Raw genomic sequence first — 26,057 nt, forward strand, 5'->3', positions numbered from 1 at the left:
ATTTTGGCCATCGTTCTTTGCCATATGAGCGCTTTGCCGCATGCCACACAAACGAATGACGCGAGCAGAAAGCCGCGAGCGAACCCGGCGGCGCTTGCTCGACGCAGCAGCGTCGAGCATCGCCGAAAGAGGGTTTGCTGCGACTAGCGTGGAGGATATCTCAGCCCAGGCCGGCTATACCCGCGGGGCGTTTTACTCGAACTTCAGCAGCAAGAGCGATCTATTCGTCGAACTGCTCCGTCTCGATCACCAGAACATGCAAGAAAACTTCAGAAGCTGCGAGAGGCCGCACCGTCCAGCGAAAACCTGCAAGTGCAGCTCACCTTGTTGTACGCGCAGTGCTATCGCGACGACAACAACTACATCATCTGGGCTGAGGCACGTTTGCATGCCATGCGTGACGCGAAATTCCGACAACATGTGAATGCCTTATGCCTGCAAAAGCGCGACATGATCGCGTACTTCATTGAGCAGTTATGCGAGCGCCTCAACATACAGTTGCCGGGCCCTTTCGCCGACCACGCGCTCGCCGTTATCGCATTGCTCGACGGCATCCTCTACTTCAACATGACGATGCCCAATGATCTGTCGAACGCTTCGGCCGAAGCGATCTTGAGCAACGTTTTGACAAAGATGTTCTGCAATGCACCAGTCCTGACTGAAACATAGTTTGATCTTGCGCCTCCTCCGCAAATACCCGGTCAAGCGATTCAATCCATTAGTTGGTATCAGCCAAGTCTCCTGGTTGTCGCGCGCGCGGAGGCGGCCAAAGAGTCAACGGAGAATGGCTGATAGAGTGTCCGTTCGGATTTCTTACCGGCCGTGTTGACCTGCGGAAGCGTCAAATGACCGGAGAGGGGACTGGCCGCCACTGCCGCCGCTGCACGATGTTGAAATTAGCTGGATGGGGCCTAACGGCTTCGTGCTCACCGGCATCGAGTTCATCGGCGATGTCGCGTATGCCCAGTCGCGGTGGTGCCGCTTGCCAGCATGACCTGCCTTTAAATGGCCCCGTCGAAACGGGTCGTTCAACCCGCTTTTATTGGATAGAGGTCGACATAAATTCATCGCGTCACTCTCGCAATCCTTTCTACTGACTTCTTCGAAGTAATTTATTGATCGCAGCACATTTTGGAATTTTTGATGTTTCCATATCTCCAGGACAAGCCAGCCACTTATAGAATTCCATTTCCTGCGACGCGATCTTCAACCGGCATTCCGCAACCTGAAAACCAGTATCAGGAGCATAGCGATCACTCCATTCGTTAAACGAATAAGCGATTAAAGTACAGTCCGATGATATTTTTTCATTCCATACCTCAAAATTCTTGTCTAGAGCAATTTGTTTATCTCCCGTCGTGATCTTCCTGATGCCTCGATACAGCTTCTCTGCGTCAGCGAGAATTTTTTCTGTGTCGGCGTTAGTGCAGGCAAGAAAATCGTTTCGCGTTTTTGCCTTTTCTTCACATGACGTATCCGCAAACACGGAAATAGATGCCGATACAATTAATACGGCCACGATGGCTTTAATGGCTGTGGTCATAATTTCCGTCTTTGAAAAGACTACCTTCTGAGCAACGTCGCTTGATCAGTCCACGCGGACGTACACCACCGGCCATCGTGTACTCTAAAAATTTGGCCGGTACGCGGTCATAATGACCCGAGTTAACAAGATTCAGCAAGCCAGCATTACCACTTGGAAGATTATATACAAAGCAAACGAGTGTGTCGTACTCGAACTGATATAGTGGCACGTGAATTTTTTTATTTACAATGCGCTCCGGGTATTCAAGATCAAGCAGCAATAATTCTCGCGCCTGCGCAATTGTTATGCCATTACGAAACGGCGCTTCAGACGCCGCACCAGATATTGGCCCCATATGAACCAGATGCCCATATCCAACAGTTGCATTACCTCCTTTACCAGCCCCGTCATTGTCATATATATGCGGCATGAAAGCTTCCCAGCCTGCAATGAAAGTTATCCCTTGTTGCGATATCTTCCAGGGTTTGACTAGTCGTCTGGATTGGACCACCAGATTCGAATCCGGATTTGTATTCGTTACCGCTGTTCCAAGTGCGTCAGGCATTACGCCTCCTCTCTGTGACCAAGATAAATATGTATGGATTGAGCGCCGTTTGTTTCGTAGCGTTTAGTGCGCCCCAGACGATCCGTTACGCCGTGGACGAGCGAACCGGACGGCAGACGAACCGTGTAATACGTGTCGGGCATAACGTGCCCGTCACTATCTTTGAGTGTGTATTGTTCGTCGTGAATGCGATCCTTCGACGTTAGCGCTGGCGCTGCCTTCCCGCGACAGTCGCACGCCCATGCGTAACCCAGGGCTTCGGCCATGTCGTAACCGTTTGAATACGACTTCAGCCTATCGAACGGAAACCATTCGCCGGTTTCGGCGTTCAGCGCCATGGCGGACGGCATTGGCGGGAAATTTGAGTAGATTGAATAGGTGATACGGCAAAGCTGGCACTCTTCCTTTCCGCCGGTTTCATCCTGTTTCTGCTGTCCCATTTGACCTCTGCTGATTTTCCAGAACACAGGCAAAGAATTAACCATCTAACACACGACACGGTCAACGACTTTAATTTGAGATAAAACCATTTTGACAAATATTTGCGATTTTGATGATTCCGGGCATCTCATTCAGTGCATTTTTCCGATATCACGGCCCAACAAAAATGGCGGCATTGAGCCCTAATGCCGTTCAGTTAAGCGACTGAACGGCGTTTTTGTTTCCTGCGCAAAGTAGTTGTAAACGGGGCGTGGCGATGTTAATTTGCATCGCCATGCTGGTTGATGATCTGCGCCTTCTTGTCAAATCACAGCCGCCCCTCGCATGGGGACGGCTGGGCCAGCATCTGCCGTACGAATGGATCGAGTCTGAAGTGCAGGCCAGTGGCAGTGCCAGCGTGCGTCGGCGTCGACTTCCCGCGCAACAGGTCGTATGGCTGGTGATCGCGCTCGCGCTGTACCGACACCAGTCAATCAGCGAGGTCGTCGATGAACTGGACCTTGCGTTACCTGTGGCCGATGCGTCGTTTGTCAGCAGGAGTGCCATCACCCAGGCGCGGTAGCGCGTCAGCGTGACGCCACTGGCGTGGCTGTTTCACGAATCAGCCAGAAACTGGGTTGCGCAGGATCAGGACCGATACCTCTTCAAGGGATTCTCGCTGTTCGCGATGGATGGCACCACGCTGCGCCCCGCCGACAGTGCCGCCAACCGCAGACATTTCGGCGCCTCTGCCGCCGCTCATGGCCGCAGTGGTAGCTACCCCCAACTGCGCGCGGTTACGCTCACCGCGCTTGCCACGCATCTGGTGCCGGGCTATCGCCGCATGCGTCTCGACACGCTGCCGACGATGCAAGCGGCGCTCGGCCTCTACGCATCGCTGGGATTCGAGCCCATCGACGCCTACGTGTTCAATCCGATCCCCGCCGCGATTTTTCTGGAACGCGATCTGACGCGGCCGCGTTCAATGTAATGGCGGTGCAGGCCTGACGCGGACTGCAGGTATGCACTCGCTCATTGCCCCGTTCTGCTGGCTCAAGCCATGCACGACCACCTCGGACGATTTGCCGTCACGCCGCGCGAGTTCGGCCAGATCGAGCAACGCGGCGTAGCGCGCGGAACAGTCGCTCGCCGCGCCGGCGTCGGGGTTCGCGCGAAGGTCGTCGTTGGCGTCGCTGGCGTCGATGACTGCGTTGATCGCCAGCAACGTCGCCACGACGATCGTCGCGAGCGCGACCGTTTTGCGGAGCGCGCCCCGCGCAGCCCTTTGCGCTCGCGAGTGACGCCCCGCCTCAGCAGATGGTGGACACGAGCCCGCCATTTCGCACATCGCGTCGCACCGCGCGGCGCGACGTGAGCGCCACGATTCTACGCAGGTTCTGATTCTCATCGCCGCGCTCATCGTCAGGCCCAATGCGCCGGCACCCACACGCGCCCGACCCAATGGCCCGGCACCCAGACCGCAACCCGCGGCGGGACATACACGGGACGCGCCGCGACGTAGACGACCGACGGCGGGGGCGGCGCCACGACCACCACCGGCGGCGGAACATAGGCCGGCGGAGGCGTCACCACGACGGGCTTCAACGGCACGTACACGACCGGCGGCGGCACGACGACCGGCGGGGGCGGCGCCACGACCACCACCGGCTTCGGCGCAACGACCACGGTCGTACCGGTCGCCGTCGTGGTCCCGCCCGCGACCACCACCCCGCCTGTTACCACCGTACCGCTCGACGTCACCGTGTGGCCTTGCGTGCCGGTCACGCTCGTCGAAGTCGTCACGACGCCGGGCGCGACCCGCGTCGCGGTGCCTGAGTGATAGACGTTGTTGTTGTCCGGACCCGTCACCGTGCCCGAGCGCGCGCAGGTCGAACCCGCGCAATTCGTCGACGCAGAATGATTGACCGTATTGCCGTTCGACCCGGTGATCGAGCCCGACGACGAATACTGGCCCGGCGCGGTGCGCGTCACGTCGCCGGACGTCGTCGCCGTTTTGCCGTCGGGACCGGTCAGCGTGCCGCTATGCGAGCAGGAGCCGCCCGCGCAGCTGGTGTCGCCCGAGTGCTGCACCGAGTTGCCGTAGCGGCCCGTCGCGGTACCCGAGTTCGAGAACTGGCCGGGCGCCGTGCGCGTGACCGTGCCAGTGTTGCTTGCGAAGCCGCCATAGGGGCCGGCCACGCTGCCCGCATGCGAGCAGCTACCGCCGCCGCACGAGCCGTAGTGCGCACCGTTATAGACGCCGCGCGATGTGTACGCGGTGCCGTGACCCGACCACGCGAACGCCGATGCGCTGCCGAGCGCGAGCACGGCGGCGGCCGCGCCGAACACCACCTTGCGCAGCGCGCCCCGCGCCATGCCGGCGCAGACCCTCTCGGAACCTGCGAATGAACGATTTTTCACGGTATGTCCTTGCTGGATTCGGGCCACTTGCGTCACTGCCGCGTGGCGACGAACGGACTATAGAAGGACACTCCGCGGAAATCATCACGGAACATATGTCGCGCTGTTTCACCGCGACGCGGGCCCGCCAGGCAAGGTTTTGCGGGCATTCGGCGGGAGCCGCGACATATTTCGACATAGTTTGCGAAACAGATGCGGCCGCCGGAATCGACTGCGGCCCCAGCCGCTCACTGCCCGACCGGCGTCACCTGCAGCGCGGCGGCCGACACGAACACCGCATGCACGGTGTCGCCGACCTTCACGTCGCTCAAATCGACGTCGGGCGCGGCTTCGAAGGTCTGGGTCTGATACGCGCCGCGCAGCGTCACGAGGCGCTGCTTGCGATCGATCTTCAGCACGGTCGCGAGCACCTCGGTCTGCCGCGCCGACTCGTACCCGCCCGACGCCGGCGCGTAGCTCCGCCGGTCGACCCGCTCGCGAATCCCCTTGCCCGCGCTGCTTGCCTTGTCGACCTTGGTGAGCAACGCATTCTTGTACAGCACGTCGACGCGATCGCCGATCTTCATCTGATCGAAACCGGCGACCTGCTGGCTGACGAGCACGATCGCGACGTCGCCATGCGGGCCCTTCAATGTCAGCGAGCGGTTGCCCGCATCGATGGCGACGATCTCCGCCGTCATATGCACCGGCTGCGCCGCGCTGAGCACCGCTTGCGCGGTGCTCGCCATGTCGTCCTGCGCTCGCGCCGGCGGGGCCGCGGCCACCACCGCGATGACCAATGCTGCAGCTATCGTCGCTGTTTTCATCCGCGTTCTCCTCCTGCAAGGGATCAATACGGCTCGACGGTCGGTCATGCGCGTCGAGCGCGATCGCTTCGTGCTACGCAGCATTCGTGCCCGGCGTCATGAACTCCGCGTCTACAGGACGACCACGGCCAACAGTATGACGCGAACGATTTGCCGACGTATGCGTCGGCATGGCCTCCGACAGCCATCAGAAACGCCACCTCGGTACCGTGCTATCCTATATACCTATAGGGGGTATATGTATGGCACATCTGAGCACACACAAAGACGGCTTATTGAAGCGCGTTCGTCGCATCGCGGGCCAGGTTCAGGCTATCGAGCGTTCACTGGAGTCGGACGCCGATTGCGAAAAAGTCCTGCACCTGGTGGCCGCGACCCGCGGCGCAATGAACGGCCTGCTCGACGAGATCGTCGAGGCGCACGCGCGCGAGCATGTCGCGCATCCGGACCTGACGGCCAGCCAGCGCAAGAAGGGAGTTGATGCATTGATCGGCGCAATCCGCCGCTATTCGAAGTAAGTTTGTATGACTGACCATCTGATCCGCAAACACGAGCACTCGTTTCTCGGCAGCTCGCACGACGACAACGCGCGCCGGACCCGCTTGGTCGTCGCGCTCACCGTTGTCATGATGATCGGCGAAATCGCGGCCGGTTACGTGACCGGTTCGATGGCGCTGCTCGCCGATGGCTTCCACATGGCGACGCATGCCGGCGCGCTCGGCATTGCCGCGCTCGCGTATGCGTTCGCGAGACGCAACTCGGCAAACCGCGCGTTCAGTTTCGGAACGGGAAAAGTGGGCGAGCTTGCCGGCTTCGCTTCGGCGCTGCTTCTCGCGCTGGTGTCGCTTGGCATCGGCATCGAATCGGCGATCCGGCTCGTTCATCCCACCGGTGTCGCGTTCGGGCAGGCCGCGGTGATTGCGGCGATCGGGCTGGTCGTGAACATCGTCAGCGCGCTGCTGTTGTCGGGCGGCCATGCGCACCATGGGCATCACGATCATCACCATCATCACGACCATGCGCATGGGTCCGACAACAACCTGCGCTCGGCCTATGTGCACGTGCTCGCCGATGCGCTGACCTCGGTGCTGGCGATCGTGGCCATGCTGGCCGGCCGCTATCTCCGGTGGGTCTGGATGGACCCGCTGATGGGCATCGTCGGATCAATCGTCATCGCGCGCTGGGCATGGACGCTGATGCGCGACACGGCCGGCGTGCTGCTCGACAGAACCGACGAGCACGTGGCCGGCGAAATCCGCGAAATCCTGGATTCGCACGGCGACGCCGAGATCGCCGACCTGCACGTCTGGCAGATCGGCCCGGAGGCGCGAGCGGCGATCGTCAGTGTGCGCACGCATGGCGGCGTTACGGCCGAGACGATCCGCGCGCGGCTCGCGCCGGTGCATGAGGTCATGCATCTGACCGTCGAAGCGGCGTCATAACGCCTGCGCCCGGCGCAACAAGGCGCGATAAAAACAAAGGGCCGGCGTGTCTCGACGCCGGCCCTTCTGCTTTTTACTATTCAGCTTGCGCGGAGACCCGCATAGCGCGGGGACCGAAGTCTCGCGCTAAACCAGTTCACGCATCACACGCGCTCGATCGCGATCGCGATGCCTTGGCCGACGCCGATACACATCGTGCACAGCGCGAAGCGGCCCTGCGTGCGCTGCAGCTGATACGTCGCGGTCGTCACCAGACGCGCGCCGCTCATGCCGAGCGGGTGGCCGAGCGCAATCGCGCCGCCGTTCGGGTTCACGCGGGGATCGTCGTCGGCGACGCCGAGGGCGCGCAGCACCGCGATACCTTGCGAGGCGAACGCCTCGTTCAGTTCGATCACGTCGAACTGATCGATCGTCATGCCCAGACGCGCGAGCAGCTTCTGCGTGGCGGGTGCCGGGCCGATGCCCATCACGCGCGGCTCGACGCCGGCGGTGGCCACACCGAGCACGCGGGCGCGCGGCGTGAGGCCGAAGCGCTTCGCGGTCTCTTCATTGGCAAGCAGCAACGCCGCCGCGCCGTCGTTCACGCCCGATGCGTTACCGGCCGTAACCGTGCCGTCCGGACGCACGACGCCCTTCAGCTTCGCGAGCGTTTCGAGGCTCGTTTCGCGCGGATGCTCGTCCTGCATGACCGTGATCGGATCGCCCTTCTTCTGCGCGATCGTCACGCCGACGATCTCCTGCGCGAGCGTGCCGTCGCGTTGCGCGCGCGCCGCCTTCTGCTGGCTGCGCAGCGCGAATGCGTCCTGGTCGGCGCGGCTGATGTTGTAGTCGGTCGCGACGTTTTCGCCGGTTTCCGGCATCGAGTCGACGCCGTACAGCTTCTTCATCAGCGGATTCACGAAACGCCAGCCGATCGTCGTGTCGTAGACCTCGTTCTGACGCGAGAACGCGCTGGTCGCCTTGGGCATCACGAACGGCGCGCGGCTCATGCTTTCGACGCCACCGGCAATCATCAGCGCGGCCTCGCCCGACTTGATCGCGCGCGCGGCGATGCCGACCGCATCCATGCCCGAGCCGCACAGACGGTTGACCGTCGAGCCCGGCACGTCCTTCGGCAGACCCGCGAGCAGCAGCGACATGCGCGCGACGTTGCGGTTGTCGTCACCGGCCTGGTTGGCGCAGCCGTAGATGAGGTCGTCGATCGCGGTCCAGTCCACGTTCTTGTTGCGCTCCATCAGCGCCTTGAGCGGCACCGCGCCCAGGTCGTCGGCGCGCACCGACGACAGCGAACCCGCATAGCGGCCAATGGGGGTGCGAATCGCGTCGCACAGGAATGCTTCGGTCATGGGATGTCTCCGGTTGAGATGCTGCGTGCGCTGCGCCTCGGCCGGCCTTGCACCGATGACGCCGGTTCGATGCGCCGAGGCATCGGCCCGAGGGCCAACGGCCGCGGACGGGAGGCTGCAAAACGGCGGCGGCGCGGCGGCCGTCGCATCGGACCAGCTTAGCGCAGGATCGTGAACGATGGGCTTGGGATTGACGACCGATACGGCTGCCGCCCCTTCTTCGCCCTGCCTCATGTTCTATATACGAACACAAGGTCATATACCGAACAAAACAGCCTCGATAATAGGCGGGGGCGCGAAAGCATGTCAAGCACGGCTGCAGCCGTGCCAAGCGACACCAGGGAATACGCGGAGGGGGCGATCTTCAGCGAACTTCGATTCCTTCATCGGCGATGTAGCCGCGAATCACGTCCGCGAAACTGCGCTCGGTCGCGAGCCCGAGCCGTTCGGCGCGCGACGTATCCCACGCGCCGGGCCAGCTGCCGACGATCTTCTCGATGCGCTCGTCGGGCTGCCGCACAATGCGGTTCGCGACCGCCTCGCCCGCGACCTCGCGCAGTGCCGCGATCATCTCGTCGACGCTGACCGACAAGCCCGGCAGGTTCAGCACGCGTTGCTTGCCAAGCGCGGCGCCATCGAGTTCGAGGCCGGCGATAAGACCCTCGATCGCCTTGCGCGGCGACAGCAACCACAGCCGCGTCGAACCGGCGACCGGACACACGGCCTCCTCGCCATTGAGCGGCTCGCGGACGATGCCGCTCGCGAACGACGACGCCGCCGCATTCGGCCGCCCCGGCCGCACGCTGATGGTCGGCAGCCGCAGCACGCGGCCGTCGACGAAACCGCGCCGCGAATAATCGTTGAGCAGCAGCTCCGCGATCGCCTTCTGCGCGCCGTACGACGACTGCGGATTGAGCGCGGTGTCGTCCTGCACGACTGCAGGCAGATCGCCACCGTAGACCGCGACCGAACTGGTGAACACGAGGCGCGGTTGGTGCCCGCGCTGCCGGCAGATTTCAAGCAGCAGCCGCGACGCATCGAGATTGATGCGCATGCCGAGATCGAAGTCCGCCTCGGCCTGGCCGCTGACGATCGCAGCGAGATGAAAGATCGCCGAGGTTTGATCGTCGATCACGCGTTCGAGCACACTGCGCTCCGCGATATCGCCGACTTCGGTGCGCACGCGCGCATCGCCGTAATCGTGTGCGCGCACGACGTCGAGCAACACGAGCCCGGTAATCGCTTGCGGCGCGCCGTGCGCATCTTTCAGTGCGCCGCGCGCGAGCAGCTCGCGTGCGAGACGCTGGCCGAGAAAACCGGCACCGCCGGTGATCAGTACTTTCATGGTTACGTGTGCGTCAGTGGTTGTCGGAAAGAGTCAACGCCCCGCATCGAGATAAGGCTTCAGCCAGCCAAGCCCCGCCGAGGTTCCCGCGCGCGGCCGGTATTCGCAGCCGATGTAGCCGTCGTAGCCGAGCGCATCGATCAGATCGAACAGGTACGGGTAGTTCAGCTCGCCGATGTCGGGCTCGTGCCGCTCGGGCACACCCGCAACCTGGATGTGACCGATGCCGGCCATATCGCGTTTGAGCTTCATCGCGAGATCGCCCTCGACGATCTGGCAGTGATAGCAATCGAACTGCACCTTCAGGTTCGGCGCGCCGACTTCGGCGCAGATCGCTTGCGCGTCGTCCTGTCGATTGAGGAAATAACCGGGCATGTCGCGCGTATTGATCGGCTCGATGACGACCGTGATCTGTTCGGCTTGCGCGGTCCGCGCGGCATAGGCGAGGTTGTTCAGGTACACGTCGCGTTGTGTTTTGCGCTGCGTTTCGCCCGCTTGATCGCCGGCGATCAACCCCGCCATCACATGCAGCTTGCGATTGCCGAGCACGCGCGCGTACTCGAGTGCCGTGTCGATGCCGCGGCGGAACTCGTCCTCACGGCCCGGCAACGACGCAAGGCCGCGCTCGCCGCCGCTCCAGTCGCCGGGTGGCGCATTGAACAGCACCTGCGTGAGGCCATGCGCGTCGAGCCGCGCCTTCAGCTCGCCCGGGCGGAACTCGTAGGGAAACAGGAATTCGACCGCGGTGAAGCCGTCGCGCGCGGCGGCGGCGAAACGATCGAGGAACGCGTGCTCGTTGTACATCATCGACAGATTGGCGGCGAAACGAGGCATGGCGGCAACTCCTTCAAGACAGTGCGATACGGTGCGCGGCGTTCATCGGCAATGCGCGCTGCTACCAGCGCGCGCCGAACGCGGCACGGAGTTCTTCGATCGCGGCGGCGTCGAGCGGCGCGGGCCGCGGATTCGTCATCAGCCACAGGCGCGCGGTCTCCTCGAGTTCTTCGAGCGCATACGACGCGTGCGCGACCGAGCGCTCCCACACTACCGGCCCCAGACGTTCGAGCAACACCGCGCGCACCCGATCGGCCAGCGCAGCGATCTGCGCGGCCACTCGGGGATCACCCGGGCGTTCGTAGCGAATCAGCGGTACGTGGCCCACTTTCATCACGTAGTACGGTGTGATCGGCGGCAGCACGTCCGCTTCGCTCCATACGCCCCCGAGCGTCAACGCGACCAGATGCGTCGAATGGGTATGGACGATGCCGCGCGCCTCGCCGTTGCGCGCATAGATACCACGATGCAGCGCCAGCGTTTTCGACGGTTTGCCGCCCGACACCGCGTGGCCGTTTGCATCGACCTTCGCGATGTCGGCGGGATCGAGGCGGCCGAGGCACGCGTCGGTCGGGGTGATCAGCCAGCCGTCGTCGAGTCGCGCGCTGATGTTGCCGGCACTGCCGACCGTATAGCCGCGCTGATACAGGCTCGCGCCGACCGCGCAGATTTCCTCGCGAACGCGCGCTTCGGCGCAGGTGTGAAGTGCCGGTGCGTCGCTCATTGCGCGGCTCCGTCGAGATGGCGCAGGGCCTTGTCGAAGAAGTCCGTGGCGCCGAAATTGCCGGATTTCAGCGCGAGTGCGAGCGGCTCGGCGCCGGTCGTCGCCGTGGCCGGCACGCCCGGATCGATCTGCGCGCCGATGCGCAGCATGCGCACGTCGAGCGCCTGCACGACGGCGCCCGAGGTCTCGCCGCCCGCGACGACGAACTTGCGCACACCCCGTTCGCGCAGACCGCGCGCAATCGCCGCCAACGTCTTCTCGACCAGCTGCCCGGCCTCGTTGACGCCGAGTTCGCGCTGCACGGCCTGCACTTCGTCGGGCGATGCGGTCGCATAGACCAGTACCGGTTCCGCGTGCACGAAGCGCTGTTGTGCGAACGCGAGCGCCTCGCCGACGACGTCCTCGCCGCGCGCCGCCGCGAGCGGATCGATGCGGAACGCGGGCCGTGTCGCGCACCAGGCGGCGACCTGCGCGTTGGTCGCCGTCGACGCACTGCCCGCGAGCACCGCCGACAAACCTTCTATACGCGGCAATTGCGCGGCATGGGTTTGCTCGCCGAGCAGACCCGCGCGCCGGAAGTTGGCGGGCAAACCAAGCGCGACGCCGGAGCCGCCGGTGATCAGCGCGAGATCCGCGAAGGCCGCGCCGAGCGTGTGCAAATCGGCGTCGGACACCGCATCGGCAATCGCGATGCGCACGCCGTCGGCGCGCAACGCGGCGAATGCGGCACGCACGGCCGCATCGCCTTGCGCGAGCTGGTCGTAACGCACGAGCCCGACCTTCGATTGCGTTTGCCGCCGCAGCACGCGCACGAGGTTCGCGTCGCGCATCGGCGTCAGCGGATGGTTTTCCATGCCCGACTCGTTGAGCAGCGCATCGCCGACGAACAGATGACCGCGAAAAATCGTGCGGCCGTTCTCGGGAAACGCGGGACACGCGATCGTGAACGACGCGCGCTCAACGAACTCGGTGGACAGCGCATTCAGCAACGCATCGGTCACCGGGCCGAGGTTGCCCGCATCGGTCGAATCGAAGGTCGAGCAGTACTTGAAGAAGAATTGCCGGCACCCTTGCGCGCGCAGCCAGGCGAGCGCGGCCAGCGATTGCGCGACCGCGTCGGCGGCCGGGATCGTGCGCGACTTCAGCGCGACGACGAGCGCGTCGGCGCCAAGCGCTGCGTTGGAGGTGGGCACGCCGATCGTCTGCACCGTGCGCATGCCACCGCGCACGAGCATGTTGGCGAGATCGGTGGCGCCGGTGAAGTCGTCGGCGATGCAGCCGAGCAGCGCGGGTTTCGTTTGAGCCGTCATGATCTCTCCCTCGCCTATTGCTTCGTCGGCAATTCGATGGCTGGGAAAATCTTCACGACCGCCGAGTCGTCTTCGCCACCGTGGCCCGCCGTCGACGCCATCATGAACATCTGATGCGCTGCCGCCGACAGCGGCAGCGGAAACTTCGTGCGACGCGCGGTATCGAGCACGAGGCCGAGGTCCTTGACGAAAATATCGACCGCCGACAGCGGCGTGTAGTCGCCCGCGAGAATATGCGGCACGCGGTTCTCGAACATCCACGAATTGCCCGCGCTGTGCGTGATCACGTCGTACAGCGCGTCCGGGTCGACACCTTCGCGCAGGCCGAGCGCCATTGCCTCGGCGGCCACCGCGATATGCACGCCGGCCAGCAGTTGGTTGATGATCTTCACCTTCGAGCCTGCGCCATGCGTGGCGCCAAGCCGATACACGTTGCCGGCGATCGCGGCGAGCACGTCTTCGCACGCGGCATAAGCGGCCGCGGGACCGGACGTCATCATCGTCATCTCGCCCGACGCCGCGCGCGCCGCGCCGCCCGACACCGGCGCGTCGAGCATCTGCAGACCGGCCGCCTCGACGCGCTTGCCGAGATCGCTCGCGAACTCCGGCGCGACCGTGGCACTCGCGATCACGACGCCGCCCGGCTTCATGGCCGCGAGCGCGCCGTGCTCACCGAACAGCACGGTCTCGGTTTGCGCCGCATTCACGACCAGCGTGATCACGACCTCGCACTGCGCGCCGAGCTCCGCGGGCGTCGCACAGCCGATGCCCCCTTCATCGACGAACGCCTGCAGCGCGTCGCGCCGCAAGTCGCACGCGTGGACCCTGAAGCCGGCGCGCAACAGCGAGCGCGCGACGCCGAGCCCCATGGCCCCCAAGCCAATGACACCGACATTTCTCGACATGCATGACCTCTATGGATTGGTGCCGCATTCGTGGGTTTGCGCGCGTCGGAATCACCGCCCGCCTTCAGCGCGTCAGACGATGCCCGCCTCGGCAAGCCGCCGCGCCGCGTTGTACAGATGCGTCTGCGCGGCATTGCGCGCCGCCATCGGATCGCCGGCGCGAATCGCCGCGGCGATCGCCGCGTGCTCCTCGCGCACCTGCCGCGAGAAGTCCTCGCGCAGCGCCTCGTTGCGGCGCGTGACGACCGTGCCCGCTTCGAGGTACTGATTGAGGAACGTCAGCGTCTTCAGGAAATATGGATTGCCCGTAGCCGCCGCGATCGCGCGATGAAACGCGACGTCTTCGGCGACGCCGTCTTCGCCGTTGCCTACCGCGCGCTCGATGCGCGCGAGCGCGGCGTCGATCGCGGCCATGTCGGCATCGCTGCGGCGCATCGCGGCTTCCGACGCGACCTCCGCCTCGATCGCGCGACGCAGCGCGAGGATCTGCACGACCGAGCCCGGCTCCACGGCTTCCGCGTAGTCGATTCGCAGCGGGCGGATCGCGCCGTGCCCGGCGACGAACACGCCACTGCCCTGGCGCGGCTCGACCACCCCCTCGTTCTTCAGTCGCGACAGCGCCTCGCGAATCACCGTGCGGCTTACGCCGAACTGTTGTGCGAGCACGGCTTCGGTCGGCAGCCTGGCGCCGCGCGCGAAGGTGCCCTTGTCGATCTGCTTCAGCAGTTGCTGCGCGACTGTGTCGCTCAAAGCGCGCGCGGGAATCTTGTCGAACATGGCGGATCGGTTGGACAGGGTGTCGCGAACTAGTCAGGTTATCGGGTCATCATACAAATTTGGAGTGGGAATCGCATTCACGCAAACCCTGGGGTTTTTGCACGAATCGGCGTTATTTGGCGAAATAGAAGGCTTAAGCTATCGTCTCGCCTTTGCGCCGCAACGCAAAACGCGTCGCCGCATCGAAACGAACGCGCGTCGCGCGTCCTTCGCGCGCACTCTTCCGAACCCACGATCAAGGTCCATGAGCAAAGCCCTGCCGCCGTCTTCCGTCGCGCCCGCCAACGCCGAACCGGCCCCGGAGAAACCGGGCGACTCGTACGTGCAGTCGTTCGCGCGCGGCCTCGCGGTCATCCGCGCGTTCGACGCGACGCGGCCTGAACAGACGCTCACCGACGTCGCCGCGGCGACTGGCCTCACGCGCGCCGGCGCGCGCCGGATCCTGCTGACGCTGCAAACACTCGGCTATGTGGAAGCCGAGGGACGCCTGTTTCGTCTGACGCCGAAGATTCTCGACCTCGGCTTCGCGTATCTGACCTCGATGCCGTTCTGGAATCTCGCCGAACCGGTGATGGAAAGCCTGTCGGCGCAGGTGCACGAAAGCTGCTCCGCGGCCGTGCTCGATCGCACCGAGATCGTCTACGTGCTGCGCGTGCCGACTCACAAGATCATGACGATCAACCTGTCGATCGGCAGCCGCCTGCCCGCGTACTGCACGTCGATGGGCCGCGTGCTGCTTGCCTCGCTCGACGACGAGACGCTCGACGCGACGCTGAACTCGACGCCGCTCTACGCGCACACGCCGCGCACCGTCACCGACAAGCAAGAGTTGAAGAAGCTGATCGAGCAGGTGCGTCGCCAGGGGTGGGCGATCGTCGATCAGGAGCTCGAAGGCGGCTTGATTTCGCTGTCCGCGCCGATTCGCAATCGCCAGGGCCGCGTGATCGCCGCGATGAACATCAGCGGCAACGCACAGCGCAATTCGGCCAAACAGATGGTGAAGGCGTTCCTGGAACCGCTGCAGCGAGCCGCGCAGACAGTCTCGGAGATGGTCGCGCGGCGCGGCTAATGAACGTTTCGCGGCTCCGGCCGCGCGGTGATGAGCTTCCGGGCGCGCACGCCTCGTGCGCGCCGCGGCGTGTGCATCAAGCGCTCACTGCGCGAGATAGCGCTCCACCAGCCGTGCCCAGAACGCCGCGCCGATCGGCAGACTGCGGTCGTTGAAGTCGTAGTGCGGGTTGTGCACCATGCAACCGTCCTCGCCGACGCCATTGCCGATGCGCAGGAACGTGCCCGGCCGCTTCTGCAGCATGAATGCGAAGTCCTCGCTGCCCATCAGGATGTCGGTCTGCTCGACCACCTTGTCGTCGCCCACCAGTTCGCGCGCGACCTGCACCGCGAAATCCGTTTCGGCATCCGTATTGATGACGACCGGATAGCCTTCGATGTACTCGACGTGCGCTTTGCCGCCATAGCTCGCGGCCTGCGACTCGGCCAGTTCGGTGATGCGCTTCTTCAGCAACGCGCGCACCTCGGGGCTGAACGAGCGCACGCTGAGTTCGAGCCGCGCGCTGCCGGAAATCACGTTGTTCGCGGTGCCCGCGTGGATCGAGCCGACCGTCACCACGGCGGGCTGCGACGGATCGACGTTGCGCGCGACGATCGTTTGTAGCGCCATCACGATGCTCGCGGCGACCACGACCGGATCGACGGTCAGATGCGGACGCGCCGCATGGCCGCCGACGCCTTCGATCGTGATGATCGCCTTGTCGCCCGCCGACATGAACGGTCCCTTGCGGAACAGCAACACGCCCGGCTCGGCTCCCGGATGGTTGTGCAGGCCGAACACGGCGTCGCACGGGAAGCGCTCGAACAGGCCGTCGTCGATCATCTTCAGCGCACCGCTGTCGATGCCGCTTTCCTCGGCCGGCTGGAAATACAAATGCACGGTGCCCGAGAAATTGCGCGTGGCCGCGAGACGTTGCGCGGCGCCGAGCAGGATCGTGGTGTGACCGTCGTGGCCGCACGCGTGCATCTTGCCGTGGGTGCCGCTCGCGTACGGCAGGCCGGTCTGTTCGATGATCGGCAACGCGTCCATGTCTGCGCGAATGCCGATGCTGCGCTTGCCGCCACCCTCTTTCAGCGTGCCGACCACGCCGGTCTTGCCGACCCCACGCGTGACCTGCCAGCCCCACTGTTCGAGTTTTTCCGCGACGAGCGCCGCGGTCTGCACTTCCTCGTACGCGAGTTCCGGATGGTGGTGAATGTGATGGCGAATCTCGCGCAGGCTCGCGGCGGCGGGTTCCAGATCGGACACTTCGGTCAAACGCGGGGTCTCGTTCATAGTTTGTATGGCTCCAGTGAGTAGCCTCGCACTATAGCCACGCCGTTTTGTTCAAATAAGATGCTATTTTTTTCACCCTGATTAACAGGTCTTATATACGGGGTTACCCTTATGAAGCTGCAGCAGTTGCAGGCCTTCGTCGCCGCCGCGCATCACCGCAGTCTGCGCGCCGCCGCGCGTGAGCTTGGCGTCACGCAGCCGGCCGTCACGCATACGATTCGCGAGCTGGAAAGCGCGCTCAACGCCGAGCTGATGGTGCGCAGCGTGCGCGGCATCGAGCTGACCGCGTGCGGGCTCGCGCTGTTGCCGCGCGCCGAGCAGTTGCTCGGCGACATGCGCCGCACGGTCGAGGCCGTCGAGCAGGTCAAGGGCGAACTGGCCGGCAAGGTCAGCGTCGGCACGATGCCATCGCTGGCGCTGACGGTACTGCCGCATGCGGTGTCGAGCTTTCGCGAGCGGATGCCGCTCGTGAGTCTGCATCTGGAGGAAGTGACGGTGCCCGACGCGCTCGCGCGTCTGCGCAACGGCGCGCTCGATCTCGCGGCGATCCATCACGTTCTGGCATTGGATAACGATCTGGTGCAGGTGCCGCTGTACTCGACGCAGTTCGTCGTCACGATGCGCGCTGGCCATCCGCTCGCGAACGTCACGCGTCTGTCCGAGCTGCTCGACGCCGAGTGGATCGTCACGGTGGGCGCCGACCACTTCCCGCACAGCGTGATGATGGCGATGTTCAGCGCGCACGGCTTGCCGGTACCGAAGCGCTTGCTGCGCGCGCCGTCGTCGTTTGCAGTCACGCTCGGGCTCGTGTCGCAGACCGACGTGATCAGTTGCTTCACGCGGCCGCTTGCGCAGAGGGTCGCGCCGCTCGGCATTCGCGTCGCACAGATCGAAGACGCGCTGCCGAACTACGATCTGAGCATCATCTCGCGACGCGATCTGCTGCCGACGCCGGCCGTGCAGCAGTTCGTCGCATGTTTGCGGCAGGTGACGCGGGAGCGGATGGGAGCCGTGCAGTAAGGCCGCGTGCTTGCGCTACGCGCTCACCTGCTCCTTGAGCACCGTGATCAATGCGTGCCCCGCTTCTTCGAGCGCGCCGGAGTTGTCGATCGTCGTGCAGCGCACGCCGGCCGGCAACGCAAACGGCGCGCGCCGCGCGAGCCGCGCCGCGACCTGCTCCGACGATTCGCGCGCCCGCGCGCCGAGCCGTGCTTCGAGAATATGCGGCGCGGCGCTCACGTGCACCACTTCCGCGCGTGGATAGCGCGCGAGCGCATGCTGCAGGTACTGCCGCGAGCCGTTGACGACCACCGTGCAGCCGCGCGCGAGCCACGCATCGAGTTCGATGCCGATGCCATAGCGCAGCGAATGGCTCGACCATTCGAGCGCGAACAGGCCAAGCACCGAGCGCGCGGCGAACTCCTCGACGCTTAGTGCAACATGCACCTCGCCATTGCCGCTCGGCCGCGTGATGTAACGATGCGCGAATACGAGCGGCTCGCCGGCGAGCCGCATCCGCGCGAACTGCAGCAGCGAATCCTTGCCCGCGCCCGACGGCCCCATCACATAGATCAAACGCCCAGTCATTGGCTGCTCACCTCGTCTTGCTGCTTGTTCGTGCGATCGCCAGGTTGCGCGCCGTGGCTGAACGGCAGCGGCTGCCAAAGCACGAACGGCTCGCCCGGCGCCGGCTCGACGAACAGCGCGGCCTGATCCACAGCGAGCGGCCCGAGCGCGGGCGTGCGCTCCCGCCACCACGCGATCAGCGTCGCGCGCTCGTCGGCAACGGCGAGCGAACTGGACAACGTCATATGAAAACGGAACTCGTCGAACACGTACGGATAGCCCCATCGCAACAGCAACGCACGTTGGCGTTCGCTGAGCGGCGCGGCGAGCCGTCGCTCGAGATCGGCCGCCGACGGCCGCGCGCACAGCCCGTCGAGCGACTGCAGCGCGTTCGACGCGAGTTCGCGAATGCGCGTCTCGCCATCTGCATCGGCCGGTCGCAACGCGACGAAGTCGCCCAGCGTGGCCGCTTCTACCGGCAACGTGAACGGCCGCTGCGCGAGCGCCCAGGCTCGCGCGGCCGCGAGCACGTCGGGCTGCGTGACGCCGGCGCCGAGCCGGAACGGAGCGACCAGCGTGCCATGCCAGCCATAGCGGCGCGGCGCGTCGGTCAATGCGGCGAGCGGGCGCGTCAGGCCTGGCGGCTGCGGCTGCGCGCGGCGCTCGCCGCTGTGCGCATCGCGGCCGAGCCATGTCGAGCCGGCCTGCCACCACGCCGATTCAACCGACGGCGCGTAGTACAGCGCAAAGCGCGCTTCGGCACTCCATGCGGGGCCGCTCACAGGTCATGCTCCACGAGCAGTTGCACGCGATCGGCCGCGAAATGCGTGAAGCCGTATTTGACCGGCGTGCCCCGCAGATCGACGTCGACGTTCTCGACCCACAGCACCGGCTGCTGACGGTTGATGTTGAGCCGCCGCGCGACTTCCGGCTCGGGCAGCACGCTGCCGATGCGGCTCCACTTGCGCAGATAATCGTCCACGCCGAATTCGGCCAGCGCTTTCGTCGTGCCGCCGAGGCGTTGCACGACCTCCGGCAAATCCGGAAAACGCGCGGCCGGATACCAGCTGCGCGCGTACGTGAGCGGCACGCCGTCCGACGCGTTCAGCGATTCGATGCGATAGACCGCCGCGCCCGCGCGCAGACCCAACGCCTTCGCGACACTGGGCTCGGCCTTCACGCGCGCGGCCGACAGCATCGTGCCCGCGGGCGAGTGGTGTTGTTGACGCAGGTTCTCGGTGAAACGCGTACGGCGGCCGATCGAATAGTCGATCGCGCCGGGCTGCACGAACGTGCCACGCCCCTGCTCGACGCTGACGAGGCCGAGCGCGGCGAGGCCGAGCATCGCGCGGCGCACCGTGTGACGGTTGACGTCGAAGCGCTTCGCCAGCTCACCCTCGCTCGGCAGCCGCCCTTCTTCGCCGAACCCGCTTGCCGTGATCTCTGCGGCGAGAATCTGTTCGATCTGTCTCCAGACGGCCACGCCCGCGCCGCGTTCGAGCGTCGTGGCCGGCGCCGCGCTGTCGTTCGATGTCATGGTGCTGTCATTCCCTTCGGTTCAAATGATCGCCATGACGTGCATTGTAGTGCGCGAGCCGTGATGAAAATATGAACGTCCGCCGCGCACAACAGTCCAGACAACTATGCTTATAAACGTCTAGACGTTTAGATGAATAGATGCTTCAATGCCCACTCGCTGGATCGACAGGAAATCCGATGAGCCCGAGTTCCGTTCCACCCCATCCACCGTCTTCGCCGTTGCCGGCCGTGTCTTCGGCGGCGCGGCGCGCCTGGATGGCCGTGCTGGCGCGCACGCCGCGCGCCGACCTCGAAGCCGCGCTGCAGCGCGCGCTGCAAGGCCGCCCCACCCCCGCCTACGACTGGCTGCGCCCCCCTGAAATCGGCCTCGCGATGGTGCGCGGGCGCATCGGCGGCAGCGGCGATCCGTTCAATCTCGGCGAAGCCACGGTCACGCGCGCCACGCTGCGTCTGCATGCCAGCGGCGACGCCGAAGCCACCGTCGGCGTCGCCTGCCATCTGGGACGCGACCGCCGTCGCGCCGAACTTGCCGCGCTCGCCGATGCCTTGCTGCAGATGCCCGAGCATCACGACAGCCTGCATCGTCAATTGATCGAGCCATTCGCCGCGCAACAGCAGGCCCGGGGCGCGCAACAGCAACAGGACGTCGCGGCGACGCGCGTCGAATTCTTCACGATGGTGCGAGGCGACTGATGGAACGTTCACCGATTGCGTTGTCCACGCTGACGCCGGGTTTCGCGGACCCGGTCCACGATACCCAAGCCGTGTTTCGCACGCTGCTCGACGCGTTGTCGCGGCCCGGCACGATCGGCGTGATCCGCGACGTGCTGCCCGAGTTGCGCAACACGCCGGTCGAACCCGCCGCGTTTGCCGCACTGCTGACGCTCTGCGACTACGCGACGCCGGTGTGGCTCGCGCAGCCTGATCCCGCGCTCGCGTCGGCGTTGCGTTTTCATACCGGCGCGCCGCTCGTCGATGCGCCCGGCAACGCCGCGTTCGTGTATGTGCACGATGCCGACGCGTTGCCATCGCTCGAAAGCTTCGCGCCCGGCAGCGCCGAGTCACCGGAACAATCGGCCACGTTGCTGATCCGCGTCGACGCGCTGACGGGCGGCGCAGCGGTCACGCTGAGCGGCCCCGGCATTCTGGATGCCGAAACGATTTCGCCGGTCGGTCTTCCCGCGCGGTTCTGGCAAGAACGCGCAATGCTCGCGCCGCTGTTTCCGTGCGGCATCGACTGTTATCTGGTTTGCGGCCCGCGCGTGATCGGCCTGCCGCGCACAACCGAAGCGAAGGTGAACTGATGTACGTTGCCGTCAAAGGTGGAGAACGCGCGATCGAAGCGTCGTGGCGCCTGCTCGACAAAGCGCGCCGCGGCGATACGCGAATCGCCGAACTGAGCGTCGCGCAGATTCGCGAGCAGTTGCGGCTCGCGGTCGCACGCGTGATGACCGAAGGCTCGGTCTACGACGAGGAGCTTGCGGCGCTCGCAATCAAGCAGGCGGCCGGCGATCTGGTCGAGGCGATTTTCCTGCTGCGCGCGTATCGCACCACGTTGCCGCGCTTCGGCTATACGCGCGCCATCGATACCGAAACGATGCAGGTCGAGCGGCGCATCTCGGCGACGTTCAAGGACCTGCCCGGCGGCCAGCTGCTCGGCGCGACCTATGACTACACGCAGCGTCTGCTCGATTTCGCGTTGCTGGCCGATGGTGATGACGCACGGCAGGACGTGACGCGCGGCAACGCGCCCGTTCCGCAAGAACCGCCAGCGTCAGAATCGATGCCGCGAGTCGTGTCGCTGCTCGACAAGGAAGGCCTGATCGAACAGGAGCGCCCGACACCCGACGGCGCGGAACCCGGCGACCTGTCGCGTGAACCGCTCGCGTTTCCGGCGAGCCGCGCGACGCGTCTGCAAAATCTCGCGCGCGGCGACGAAGGCTTTCTGCTCGCGATGGGCTATGCGACGCAACGCGGCTACGCGCACTCGCATCCGTTCGCGGGCGAGATCCGTTTCGGCACGATCGCGGTCGAGATGGACCTCGACGAACTCGGCGAAGCGGTCGACATCGGCGATATCGACATCACCGAATGCCAGATGATCAACCAGTTCGCGGGCAGCGGCACGGTGCCGCCGACCTTCACGCAGGGCTACGGCCTCGCGTTCGGCCACTCGGAGCGCAAGGCGATGGCGATGGCGCTCGTCGATCGCGCGTTGCGCGCCGAAGAACTCGGCGAGACGCTCGCGTCACCGACGCAGGACATCGAGTTCATGCTGTCGCATAGCGACAACGTCGAGGCGTCGGGCTTCGTGCAGCACCTGAAGCTGCCGCATTACGTCGACTTCCAGGCGGAGCTGGAACTGGTGCGGCGTTTGCGCGCCCAGCATCGCAGCAACGATGAAACAAGCCGCGCCACCGACAAGGAGCAGGCAGCATGAACGCGCCCGACACCGCTGTTGCCAACACCTCATGCGACACCGCCGCGCACGGCTACAACTTCGCGTATCTCGACGAGCAGACCAAGCGCATGCTGCGCCGCGCGCTGCTGAAGGCAGTCGCCGTGCCGGGCTACCAGGTGCCGTTCGCGTCGCGCGAAATGCCGCTGCCGTACGGCTGGGGCACCGGCGGCATCCAGGTGACGGCCGCGATCATCGGCAGGACGGACACGCTGAAGGTCATCGATCAGGGCTCCGACGAAACCACCAACGCCGTCAACATCCGCCGCTTCTTCGCGCGCACCACGGGTGTGGCGACCACGCGGCACACGAGCGAAGCGACGATCATCCAGACGCGGCACCGGATTCCCGAAACGCCGTTGACCGAGCGGCAGATCCTCGTCTATCAGGTGCCGATGCCCGAGCCGCTGTACCGGCTCGAGCCGCGCGTCGCCGAATGCAAGACGCTGCATGCGCTCGCCGATTACGGGCTGATCAGCGTGAAACTGTACGAGGACATCGTGCATCACGGCAGCATCGCGACCACGTACGACTACCCCGTGATCGTCAATCATCGCTATCTGAGCTCGCCGTCGCCGATCCCGAAGTTCGACAATCCGAAGATGCATATGAACGCCGCGCTGCAACTGTTCGGCGCGGGCCGCGAGCGCCGCATTCACGCGATTCCGCCCTATACGCCGGTGCGCAGCCTCGACTTCGACGATCATCCGTTCGAAGTGCAGAAGTGGCAGCACGCGTGTGCGCTGTGCGGATCGAAGGAAAGCTTTCTCGACGAGATGATCGTCGACGATGCGGGCACGCGCATGTTCGTGTGCTCGGACAGCGACTACTGTCACGGGCGGCGCGGCGACGGCGACGGCGCTATCGAAGCGCAAGCGCCGCTGCCCCACGCCACGCGCGAAGGAGAATCCGCATGACGCCGCTTCTGAGCGCACGCGCGCTCACCAAACAATATGGCGGCCGCAACGGTTGCCGCAACGTGAGTTTCGATCTGTATCCGGGCGAAGTGCTGTGCATCGTCGGTGAATCGGGTTCGGGCAAGACCACGCTGCTCAACACGCTGGCGCTGAAGACCGAGGCCGATAGCGGCTCGCTGCACTACACCGCGTCGCATGGCGACTCGCTCGATCTGCGCGCGCTGTCCGAGCCGCGCCGCCGTCTGCTGACGCGCACCGAGTGGGGCTTCGTGCAGCAGAATCCGCGCGATGGCCTGCGCAGCGGCGTATCGGCCGGCGCCAACATCGGCGAGCCGTTGATGGCGGTCGGCGCGCGCCACTACGGCGAAATTCGCCGCACAGCCACGCAATGGATGGAGCACGTCGAGCTCGACCCCACGCGCATCGACGAATTCCCCGCCGCGTTTTCGGGCGGTATGCAGCAACGTCTGCAGATCGCGCGCAATCTCGTCACCGGTCCGCGTCTGGTGTTCATGGACGAACCGACCGCCGGTCTCGACGTGTCCGTGCAGGCGCGTCTGCTCGATTTGCTGCGCACGCTGAGCTCGACGCTGCATCTGTCGGTGCTGATCGTCACGCACGATATCGGCGTCGCGCGTCTGCTCGCGCATCGGCTGATGGTGATGCAGGCGGGCGAAGTCGTCGAGGCGGGTCTGACCGATCAGGTGCTCGACGATCCGCAGCACCCGTATACGCAAACGCTGGTTTCCTCGGTTCTTCCGGTTTGAGGTTTACGATGCAATCCACTGAGGTAGTCATTGACGCACGCAGCGATGCACGCCACGGCGAGCGCGCTTTCGCCGACAACGCGGCGCTGATGCTGCGCGCCATCGGCATCGGCAAGACTTTCACGCTGCACGGCCAGGGCGGCGTGCGAATCGACGCGCTCGCGAACGTGTCGCTCGAGGTCGAGCGCGGTGAATGCGTGGTGCTGGTCGGGCCGTCGGGTGCGGGCAAGAGCACGCTGCTGCGCTGTCTGTACGGCAACTATCTGGCGAGCAGCGGCTCGATCGCGATCCGCGACACCAGCGATCAAGGCCGGCCCATTGCAATCACCGGTGCCGAACCGCGTGACGTGCTGCGGCTGCGCCGTCGCGTGGTCGGCTATGTGAGCCAGTTTTTGCGCGTGATCCCGCGCGTGCCGACGCTTGCGCTGGTCGCCGAGCCGCTGGTCTTGCACGGCGTCGCCGAACCTGAAGCAAACGCGCGCGCCGCTGAATTGCTCGCGCGGCTGAACGTGCCGGAACGTCTGTGGTCCCTCGCGCCCGCGACATTTTCGGGCGGCGAACAGCAACGCGTGAACATCGCGCGAGGTTTGATCGCCGAACATCCGCTGCTGCTGCTCGACGAACCGACCGCTTCGCTCGATGCGGAAAACCGCGACGTTGTGGCCGATCTGATCGTCGAGGCGCGCGAGCGCGGCGCGGCGATCGTTGGTATCTTTCACGACGAAGAGACCCGCAACAAGGTCGCGACGCGCCGCCTGGAACTGCGGCCGCCGCTGCGGCACTAAATTGACACCAGTCCCGACTGACTACGGAGCAAGTCGATGTTGATCAGCAACGCTCGCATCGTGACGCGAGACGAAGAATTCATTGGCACCGTGCGCGTGGAAGACGGCGTGATTCGCGACGTCGAACGCGGCGCGGGTTTGGCGCGCGACGCCGAAGACTGGGACGGCGATTATCTGCTGCCCGGTCTGATCGAACTGCATACGGACAACCTCGAGAAGCACCTCGTGCCGCGTCCCGGCGTCGAATGGAATACCGACGCGGCCTTCGTGATTCACGACGCGCAGGTCGCCGCAGCCGGCATCACGACGGTATTCGACGCGCTCGCCATCGGCTCGCGCTCGAACGTTGGGCTGCGTAACCGCGATGTGCAAACGCAATGCGCCGATTCGCTGCTGCGGCTGTCCACGCGTCGACTGCTGCGCGCCGAGCACTTTCTGCATCTGCGCTGCGAGATCGCGACCGCCGACGTGCTCGAGGTATTCGATTCGCTGTGCGCGCATCCGCTGCTGCGGCTCGCGTCGGTGATGGACCATACGCCGGGCCAGCGCCAATGGCACGACCCCGAGCAATGGCGCCGCTTCCAGGAGCGCAACGGCAAGATGAGCGACGAGCGTGTCGCGAGCACGCTCGCCGAACTCGCGGTCGAACAGGAGCGTTACGCGGATGAGCACCGCCGCGAGATCGTCGCGCGTTGCCGGCGGCTCGGCATTCCGGTCGCGAGCCACGACGACACGCTGATCGAGCACGTCGAACAGGCGAAGGCCGAGGGCATCGTGCTCGCCGAATTCCCGACCACGCGCATCGCCGCGCAAGCCGCGCGCGAGCATGGCATCGCGACGATCATGGGCGCGCCGAACATCGTGCGTGGCGGCTCGCATTCGGGCAACGTGTCGGCGCTCGAACTCGCGCGCGCGGACCTGCTCGACATTCTGTCGTCGGATTACGTGCCGTCGAGCTTGCTGACCGCGGTGTTCGATCTCGTCGAAAAAGCGGGCTGGTCGCTGCCGCGCGCGATGGCAACGGTCTCGGCCGAGCCGGCGCGCACCGCCGGTCTCACGGACCGCGGCGCGATCGAGCCCGGCCTGCGCGCGGATCTCGTGCGCGTGACGATGCTCGACAAGCTGCCGGTGCCGCGCGCGACTTATCGCGCAGGGGTGCGGATCGTTTGAGTGGGCTGGTTGAGCGCGCCTGCTTCTCAGGTCGACAACGGCACACGCTCCGGCTCATTCGCGGCGCGATCGCGGCGTGGCAATAGAAAAC

General features: G+C 65.0%; 30 protein-coding genes and 1 pseudogene. 14 read left to right on the plus strand and 17 right to left on the minus strand.

Features of this window, described 5'->3' with window-relative positions; genetic code table 11:
• Positions 1-55 precede the first annotated feature (55 nt).
• Together HDG32_RS36810 and HDG32_RS36815 are read left to right on the plus strand one after the other, a co-directional pair.
• Positions 56-424, plus strand: coding sequence for a TetR/AcrR family transcriptional regulator (locus HDG32_RS36810; protein WP_260336667.1), 369 nt, complete (start codon positions 56-58; stop codon positions 422-424).
• Positions 313-669, plus strand: a complete 357-nt coding sequence (locus HDG32_RS36815; RefSeq protein ID WP_311540530.1) for a TetR family transcriptional regulator C-terminal domain-containing protein — start codon at positions 313-315, stop codon at positions 667-669. Before HDG32_RS36810 ends, HDG32_RS36815 begins: the two co-directional genes overlap by 112 nt.
• Before the next feature lie 421 nt (positions 670-1,090).
• Here HDG32_RS36815 and HDG32_RS31480 read toward each other — a convergent pair whose 3' ends face one another.
• The 3 genes from HDG32_RS31480 to HDG32_RS31490 are packed head-to-tail and all read right to left on the minus strand — an operon-like array spanning position 1,091 to position 2,530.
• Positions 1,091-1,543, minus strand: a complete 453-nt coding sequence (locus HDG32_RS31480) for a hypothetical protein (protein ID WP_184073327.1) — start codon at positions 1,541-1,543, stop codon at positions 1,091-1,093.
• Positions 1,527-2,090, minus strand: a complete 564-nt coding sequence (locus tag HDG32_RS31485; protein WP_184073329.1) for a lysozyme — start codon at positions 2,088-2,090, stop codon at positions 1,527-1,529. Before HDG32_RS31485 ends, HDG32_RS31480 begins: the two co-directional genes overlap by 17 nt.
• The gene (locus tag HDG32_RS31490; protein WP_184073332.1) at positions 2,090-2,530 is read right to left on the minus strand and encodes a hypothetical protein; all 441 of its coding nucleotides are present in this window, start codon (positions 2,528-2,530) and stop codon (positions 2,090-2,092) included. Before HDG32_RS31490 ends, HDG32_RS31485 begins: the two co-directional genes overlap by 1 nt.
• A 275-nt stretch (positions 2,531-2,805) precedes the next feature.
• Between HDG32_RS31490 and HDG32_RS31495 the strand changes: the two are divergent.
• A pseudogene (locus HDG32_RS31495) lies at positions 2,806-3,369 on the plus strand (transposase domain-containing protein); the annotation flags it as partial.
• A gap of 123 nt (positions 3,370-3,492) precedes the next feature.
• Here the strand turns inward: HDG32_RS31495 and HDG32_RS31500 are convergent.
• The 3 genes from HDG32_RS31500 to HDG32_RS31510 all read right to left on the minus strand — a co-directional run bounded on the left by HDG32_RS31500 (position 3,493) and on the right by HDG32_RS31510 (position 5,737).
• On the minus strand, positions 3,493-3,744 hold the full coding sequence (locus HDG32_RS31500; protein WP_260336664.1) for a hypothetical protein: 252 nt from the start codon (positions 3,742-3,744) through the stop codon (positions 3,493-3,495).
• 188 nt (positions 3,745-3,932) lie between these two features.
• Positions 3,933-4,886: a hypothetical protein gene (locus HDG32_RS31505; protein WP_184073396.1), complete on the minus strand. Its 954-nt coding sequence runs from the start codon at positions 4,884-4,886 to the stop codon at positions 3,933-3,935.
• A gap of 272 nt (positions 4,887-5,158) precedes the next feature.
• A complete protein-coding gene (locus HDG32_RS31510) occupies positions 5,159-5,737 on the minus strand; it encodes a hypothetical protein (RefSeq protein WP_184073334.1) in 579 nt (192 codons plus the stop codon).
• 242 nt (positions 5,738-5,979) lie between these two features.
• On the opposite strand from HDG32_RS31510, the gene HDG32_RS31515 reads away from it, so the two are divergent.
• Positions 5,980-6,255: a metal/formaldehyde-sensitive transcriptional repressor gene (locus tag HDG32_RS31515; RefSeq protein ID WP_026226594.1), complete on the plus strand. Its 276-nt coding sequence runs from the start codon at positions 5,980-5,982 to the stop codon at positions 6,253-6,255.
• A 6-nt stretch (positions 6,256-6,261) separates the two neighbouring features.
• Positions 6,262-7,179 carry a CDF family Co(II)/Ni(II) efflux transporter DmeF gene (gene dmeF, locus HDG32_RS31520; RefSeq protein ID WP_184073336.1) on the plus strand — a complete coding sequence of 306 codons (918 nt, stop codon included), beginning with the start codon at positions 6,262-6,264 and terminating at the stop codon, positions 7,177-7,179.
• A gap of 143 nt (positions 7,180-7,322) precedes the next feature.
• Here the strand turns inward: dmeF and pcaF are convergent, their stop codons facing one another.
• The 7 genes from pcaF to HDG32_RS31555 form a co-directional block, all read right to left on the minus strand.
• Positions 7,323-8,525 carry a 3-oxoadipyl-CoA thiolase gene (pcaF, locus tag HDG32_RS31525; RefSeq protein WP_184039328.1) on the minus strand — a complete coding sequence of 401 codons (1,203 nt, stop codon included), beginning with the start codon at positions 8,523-8,525 and terminating at the stop codon, positions 7,323-7,325.
• A gap of 364 nt (positions 8,526-8,889) precedes the next feature.
• Positions 8,890-9,870, minus strand: a complete 981-nt coding sequence (gene denD / locus HDG32_RS31530) for a D-erythronate dehydrogenase (RefSeq protein WP_184073338.1) — start codon at positions 9,868-9,870, stop codon at positions 8,890-8,892.
• A gap of 33 nt (positions 9,871-9,903) precedes the next feature.
• Positions 9,904-10,704 carry a 2-oxo-tetronate isomerase gene (otnI, locus tag HDG32_RS31535; RefSeq protein ID WP_184073340.1) on the minus strand — a complete coding sequence of 267 codons (801 nt, stop codon included), beginning with the start codon at positions 10,702-10,704 and terminating at the stop codon, positions 9,904-9,906.
• 61 nt (positions 10,705-10,765) lie between these two features.
• Positions 10,766-11,428 (minus strand): aldolase, encoded by a 663-nt coding sequence (locus HDG32_RS31540; protein WP_184073342.1) that lies wholly within the window; start codon positions 11,426-11,428, stop codon positions 10,766-10,768.
• The gene (gene otnK, locus HDG32_RS31545) at positions 11,425-12,738 is read right to left on the minus strand and encodes a 3-oxo-tetronate kinase (protein WP_184073344.1); all 1,314 of its coding nucleotides are present in this window, start codon (positions 12,736-12,738) and stop codon (positions 11,425-11,427) included. The genes HDG32_RS31540 and otnK overlap by 4 nt, the downstream gene beginning before the upstream one ends.
• A gap of 14 nt (positions 12,739-12,752) precedes the next feature.
• On the minus strand, positions 12,753-13,643 hold the full coding sequence (gene ltnD, locus HDG32_RS31550; RefSeq protein ID WP_184073346.1) for an L-threonate dehydrogenase: 891 nt from the start codon (positions 13,641-13,643) through the stop codon (positions 12,753-12,755).
• Between the two features lie 72 nt (positions 13,644-13,715).
• The gene (locus HDG32_RS31555; protein ID WP_184073348.1) at positions 13,716-14,420 is read right to left on the minus strand and encodes a FadR/GntR family transcriptional regulator; all 705 of its coding nucleotides are present in this window, start codon (positions 14,418-14,420) and stop codon (positions 13,716-13,718) included.
• 244 nt (positions 14,421-14,664) lie between these two features.
• Between HDG32_RS31555 and HDG32_RS31560 the strand changes: the two genes are divergently transcribed.
• Positions 14,665-15,489: an IclR family transcriptional regulator gene (locus HDG32_RS31560; protein ID WP_018424811.1), complete on the plus strand. Its 825-nt coding sequence runs from the start codon at positions 14,665-14,667 to the stop codon at positions 15,487-15,489.
• A gap of 84 nt (positions 15,490-15,573) precedes the next feature.
• On the opposite strand, the gene HDG32_RS31565 is transcribed toward HDG32_RS31560, so the two are convergent.
• Positions 15,574-16,764, minus strand: a complete 1,191-nt coding sequence (locus HDG32_RS31565; protein ID WP_184073350.1) for a M20 aminoacylase family protein — start codon at positions 16,762-16,764, stop codon at positions 15,574-15,576.
• A gap of 111 nt (positions 16,765-16,875) precedes the next feature.
• On the opposite strand from HDG32_RS31565, the gene HDG32_RS31570 reads away from it, so the two are divergent.
• Positions 16,876-17,784 carry a LysR family transcriptional regulator gene (locus HDG32_RS31570; protein WP_184039306.1) on the plus strand — a complete coding sequence of 303 codons (909 nt, stop codon included), beginning with the start codon at positions 16,876-16,878 and terminating at the stop codon, positions 17,782-17,784.
• Between the two features lie 15 nt (positions 17,785-17,799).
• Here HDG32_RS31570 and phnN read toward each other — a convergent pair whose 3' ends face one another.
• The 3 genes from phnN to phnF are packed head-to-tail and all read right to left on the minus strand — an operon-like array spanning position 17,800 to position 19,867.
• A complete protein-coding gene (phnN, locus tag HDG32_RS31575; RefSeq protein WP_090809526.1) occupies positions 17,800-18,351 on the minus strand; it encodes a phosphonate metabolism protein/1,5-bisphosphokinase (PRPP-forming) PhnN in 552 nt (183 codons plus the stop codon).
• A complete protein-coding gene (locus HDG32_RS31580) occupies positions 18,348-19,112 on the minus strand; it encodes a DUF1045 domain-containing protein (RefSeq protein ID WP_184073352.1) in 765 nt (254 codons plus the stop codon). Before HDG32_RS31580 ends, phnN begins: the two co-directional genes overlap by 4 nt.
• Complete coding sequence (gene phnF, locus HDG32_RS31585; RefSeq protein ID WP_184073354.1) at positions 19,109-19,867, minus strand: phosphonate metabolism transcriptional regulator PhnF; 759 nt, start codon at positions 19,865-19,867, stop codon at positions 19,109-19,111. The genes HDG32_RS31580 and phnF overlap by 4 nt, the downstream gene beginning before the upstream one ends.
• Positions 19,868-20,046: 179 nt before the next feature.
• Here phnF and phnG point away from each other — a divergent pair, with 179 nt between their 5' ends.
• From phnG to HDG32_RS31620, 7 genes are read left to right on the plus strand one after another with little or no spacing between them, the layout of a single operon-like run.
• Positions 20,047-20,562 carry a phosphonate C-P lyase system protein PhnG gene (phnG, locus tag HDG32_RS31590; RefSeq protein ID WP_184073356.1) on the plus strand — a complete coding sequence of 172 codons (516 nt, stop codon included), beginning with the start codon at positions 20,047-20,049 and terminating at the stop codon, positions 20,560-20,562.
• Complete coding sequence (phnH, locus tag HDG32_RS31595; protein ID WP_184060655.1) at positions 20,562-21,173, plus strand: phosphonate C-P lyase system protein PhnH; 612 nt, start codon at positions 20,562-20,564, stop codon at positions 21,171-21,173. The genes phnG and phnH overlap by 1 nt, the downstream gene beginning before the upstream one ends.
• Positions 21,173-22,309, plus strand: coding sequence for a carbon-phosphorus lyase complex subunit PhnI (locus HDG32_RS31600; protein WP_184073358.1), 1,137 nt, complete (start codon positions 21,173-21,175; stop codon positions 22,307-22,309). The genes phnH and HDG32_RS31600 overlap by 1 nt, the downstream gene beginning before the upstream one ends.
• Positions 22,306-23,244, plus strand: a complete 939-nt coding sequence (locus tag HDG32_RS31605; protein WP_184073360.1) for an alpha-D-ribose 1-methylphosphonate 5-phosphate C-P-lyase PhnJ — start codon at positions 22,306-22,308, stop codon at positions 23,242-23,244. The genes HDG32_RS31600 and HDG32_RS31605 overlap by 4 nt, the downstream gene beginning before the upstream one ends.
• Complete coding sequence (gene phnK, locus HDG32_RS31610; RefSeq protein WP_090809511.1) at positions 23,241-24,011, plus strand: phosphonate C-P lyase system protein PhnK; 771 nt, start codon at positions 23,241-23,243, stop codon at positions 24,009-24,011. The genes HDG32_RS31605 and phnK overlap by 4 nt, the downstream gene beginning before the upstream one ends.
• Positions 24,012-24,019: 8 nt before the next feature.
• Positions 24,020-24,796 carry a phosphonate C-P lyase system protein PhnL gene (phnL, locus tag HDG32_RS31615; RefSeq protein WP_184073363.1) on the plus strand — a complete coding sequence of 259 codons (777 nt, stop codon included), beginning with the start codon at positions 24,020-24,022 and terminating at the stop codon, positions 24,794-24,796.
• Positions 24,797-24,832: 36 nt separating this feature from the next.
• Positions 24,833-25,966, plus strand: a complete 1,134-nt coding sequence (locus HDG32_RS31620; protein WP_184073365.1) for an alpha-D-ribose 1-methylphosphonate 5-triphosphate diphosphatase — start codon at positions 24,833-24,835, stop codon at positions 25,964-25,966.
• Positions 25,967-26,057 lie beyond the last annotated feature (91 nt).

Source organism: Paraburkholderia sp. CI2, from assembly GCF_014201055.1.
GTDB classification, from domain to species: Bacteria; Pseudomonadota; Gammaproteobacteria; order Burkholderiales; family Burkholderiaceae; genus Paraburkholderia; species Paraburkholderia tuberum.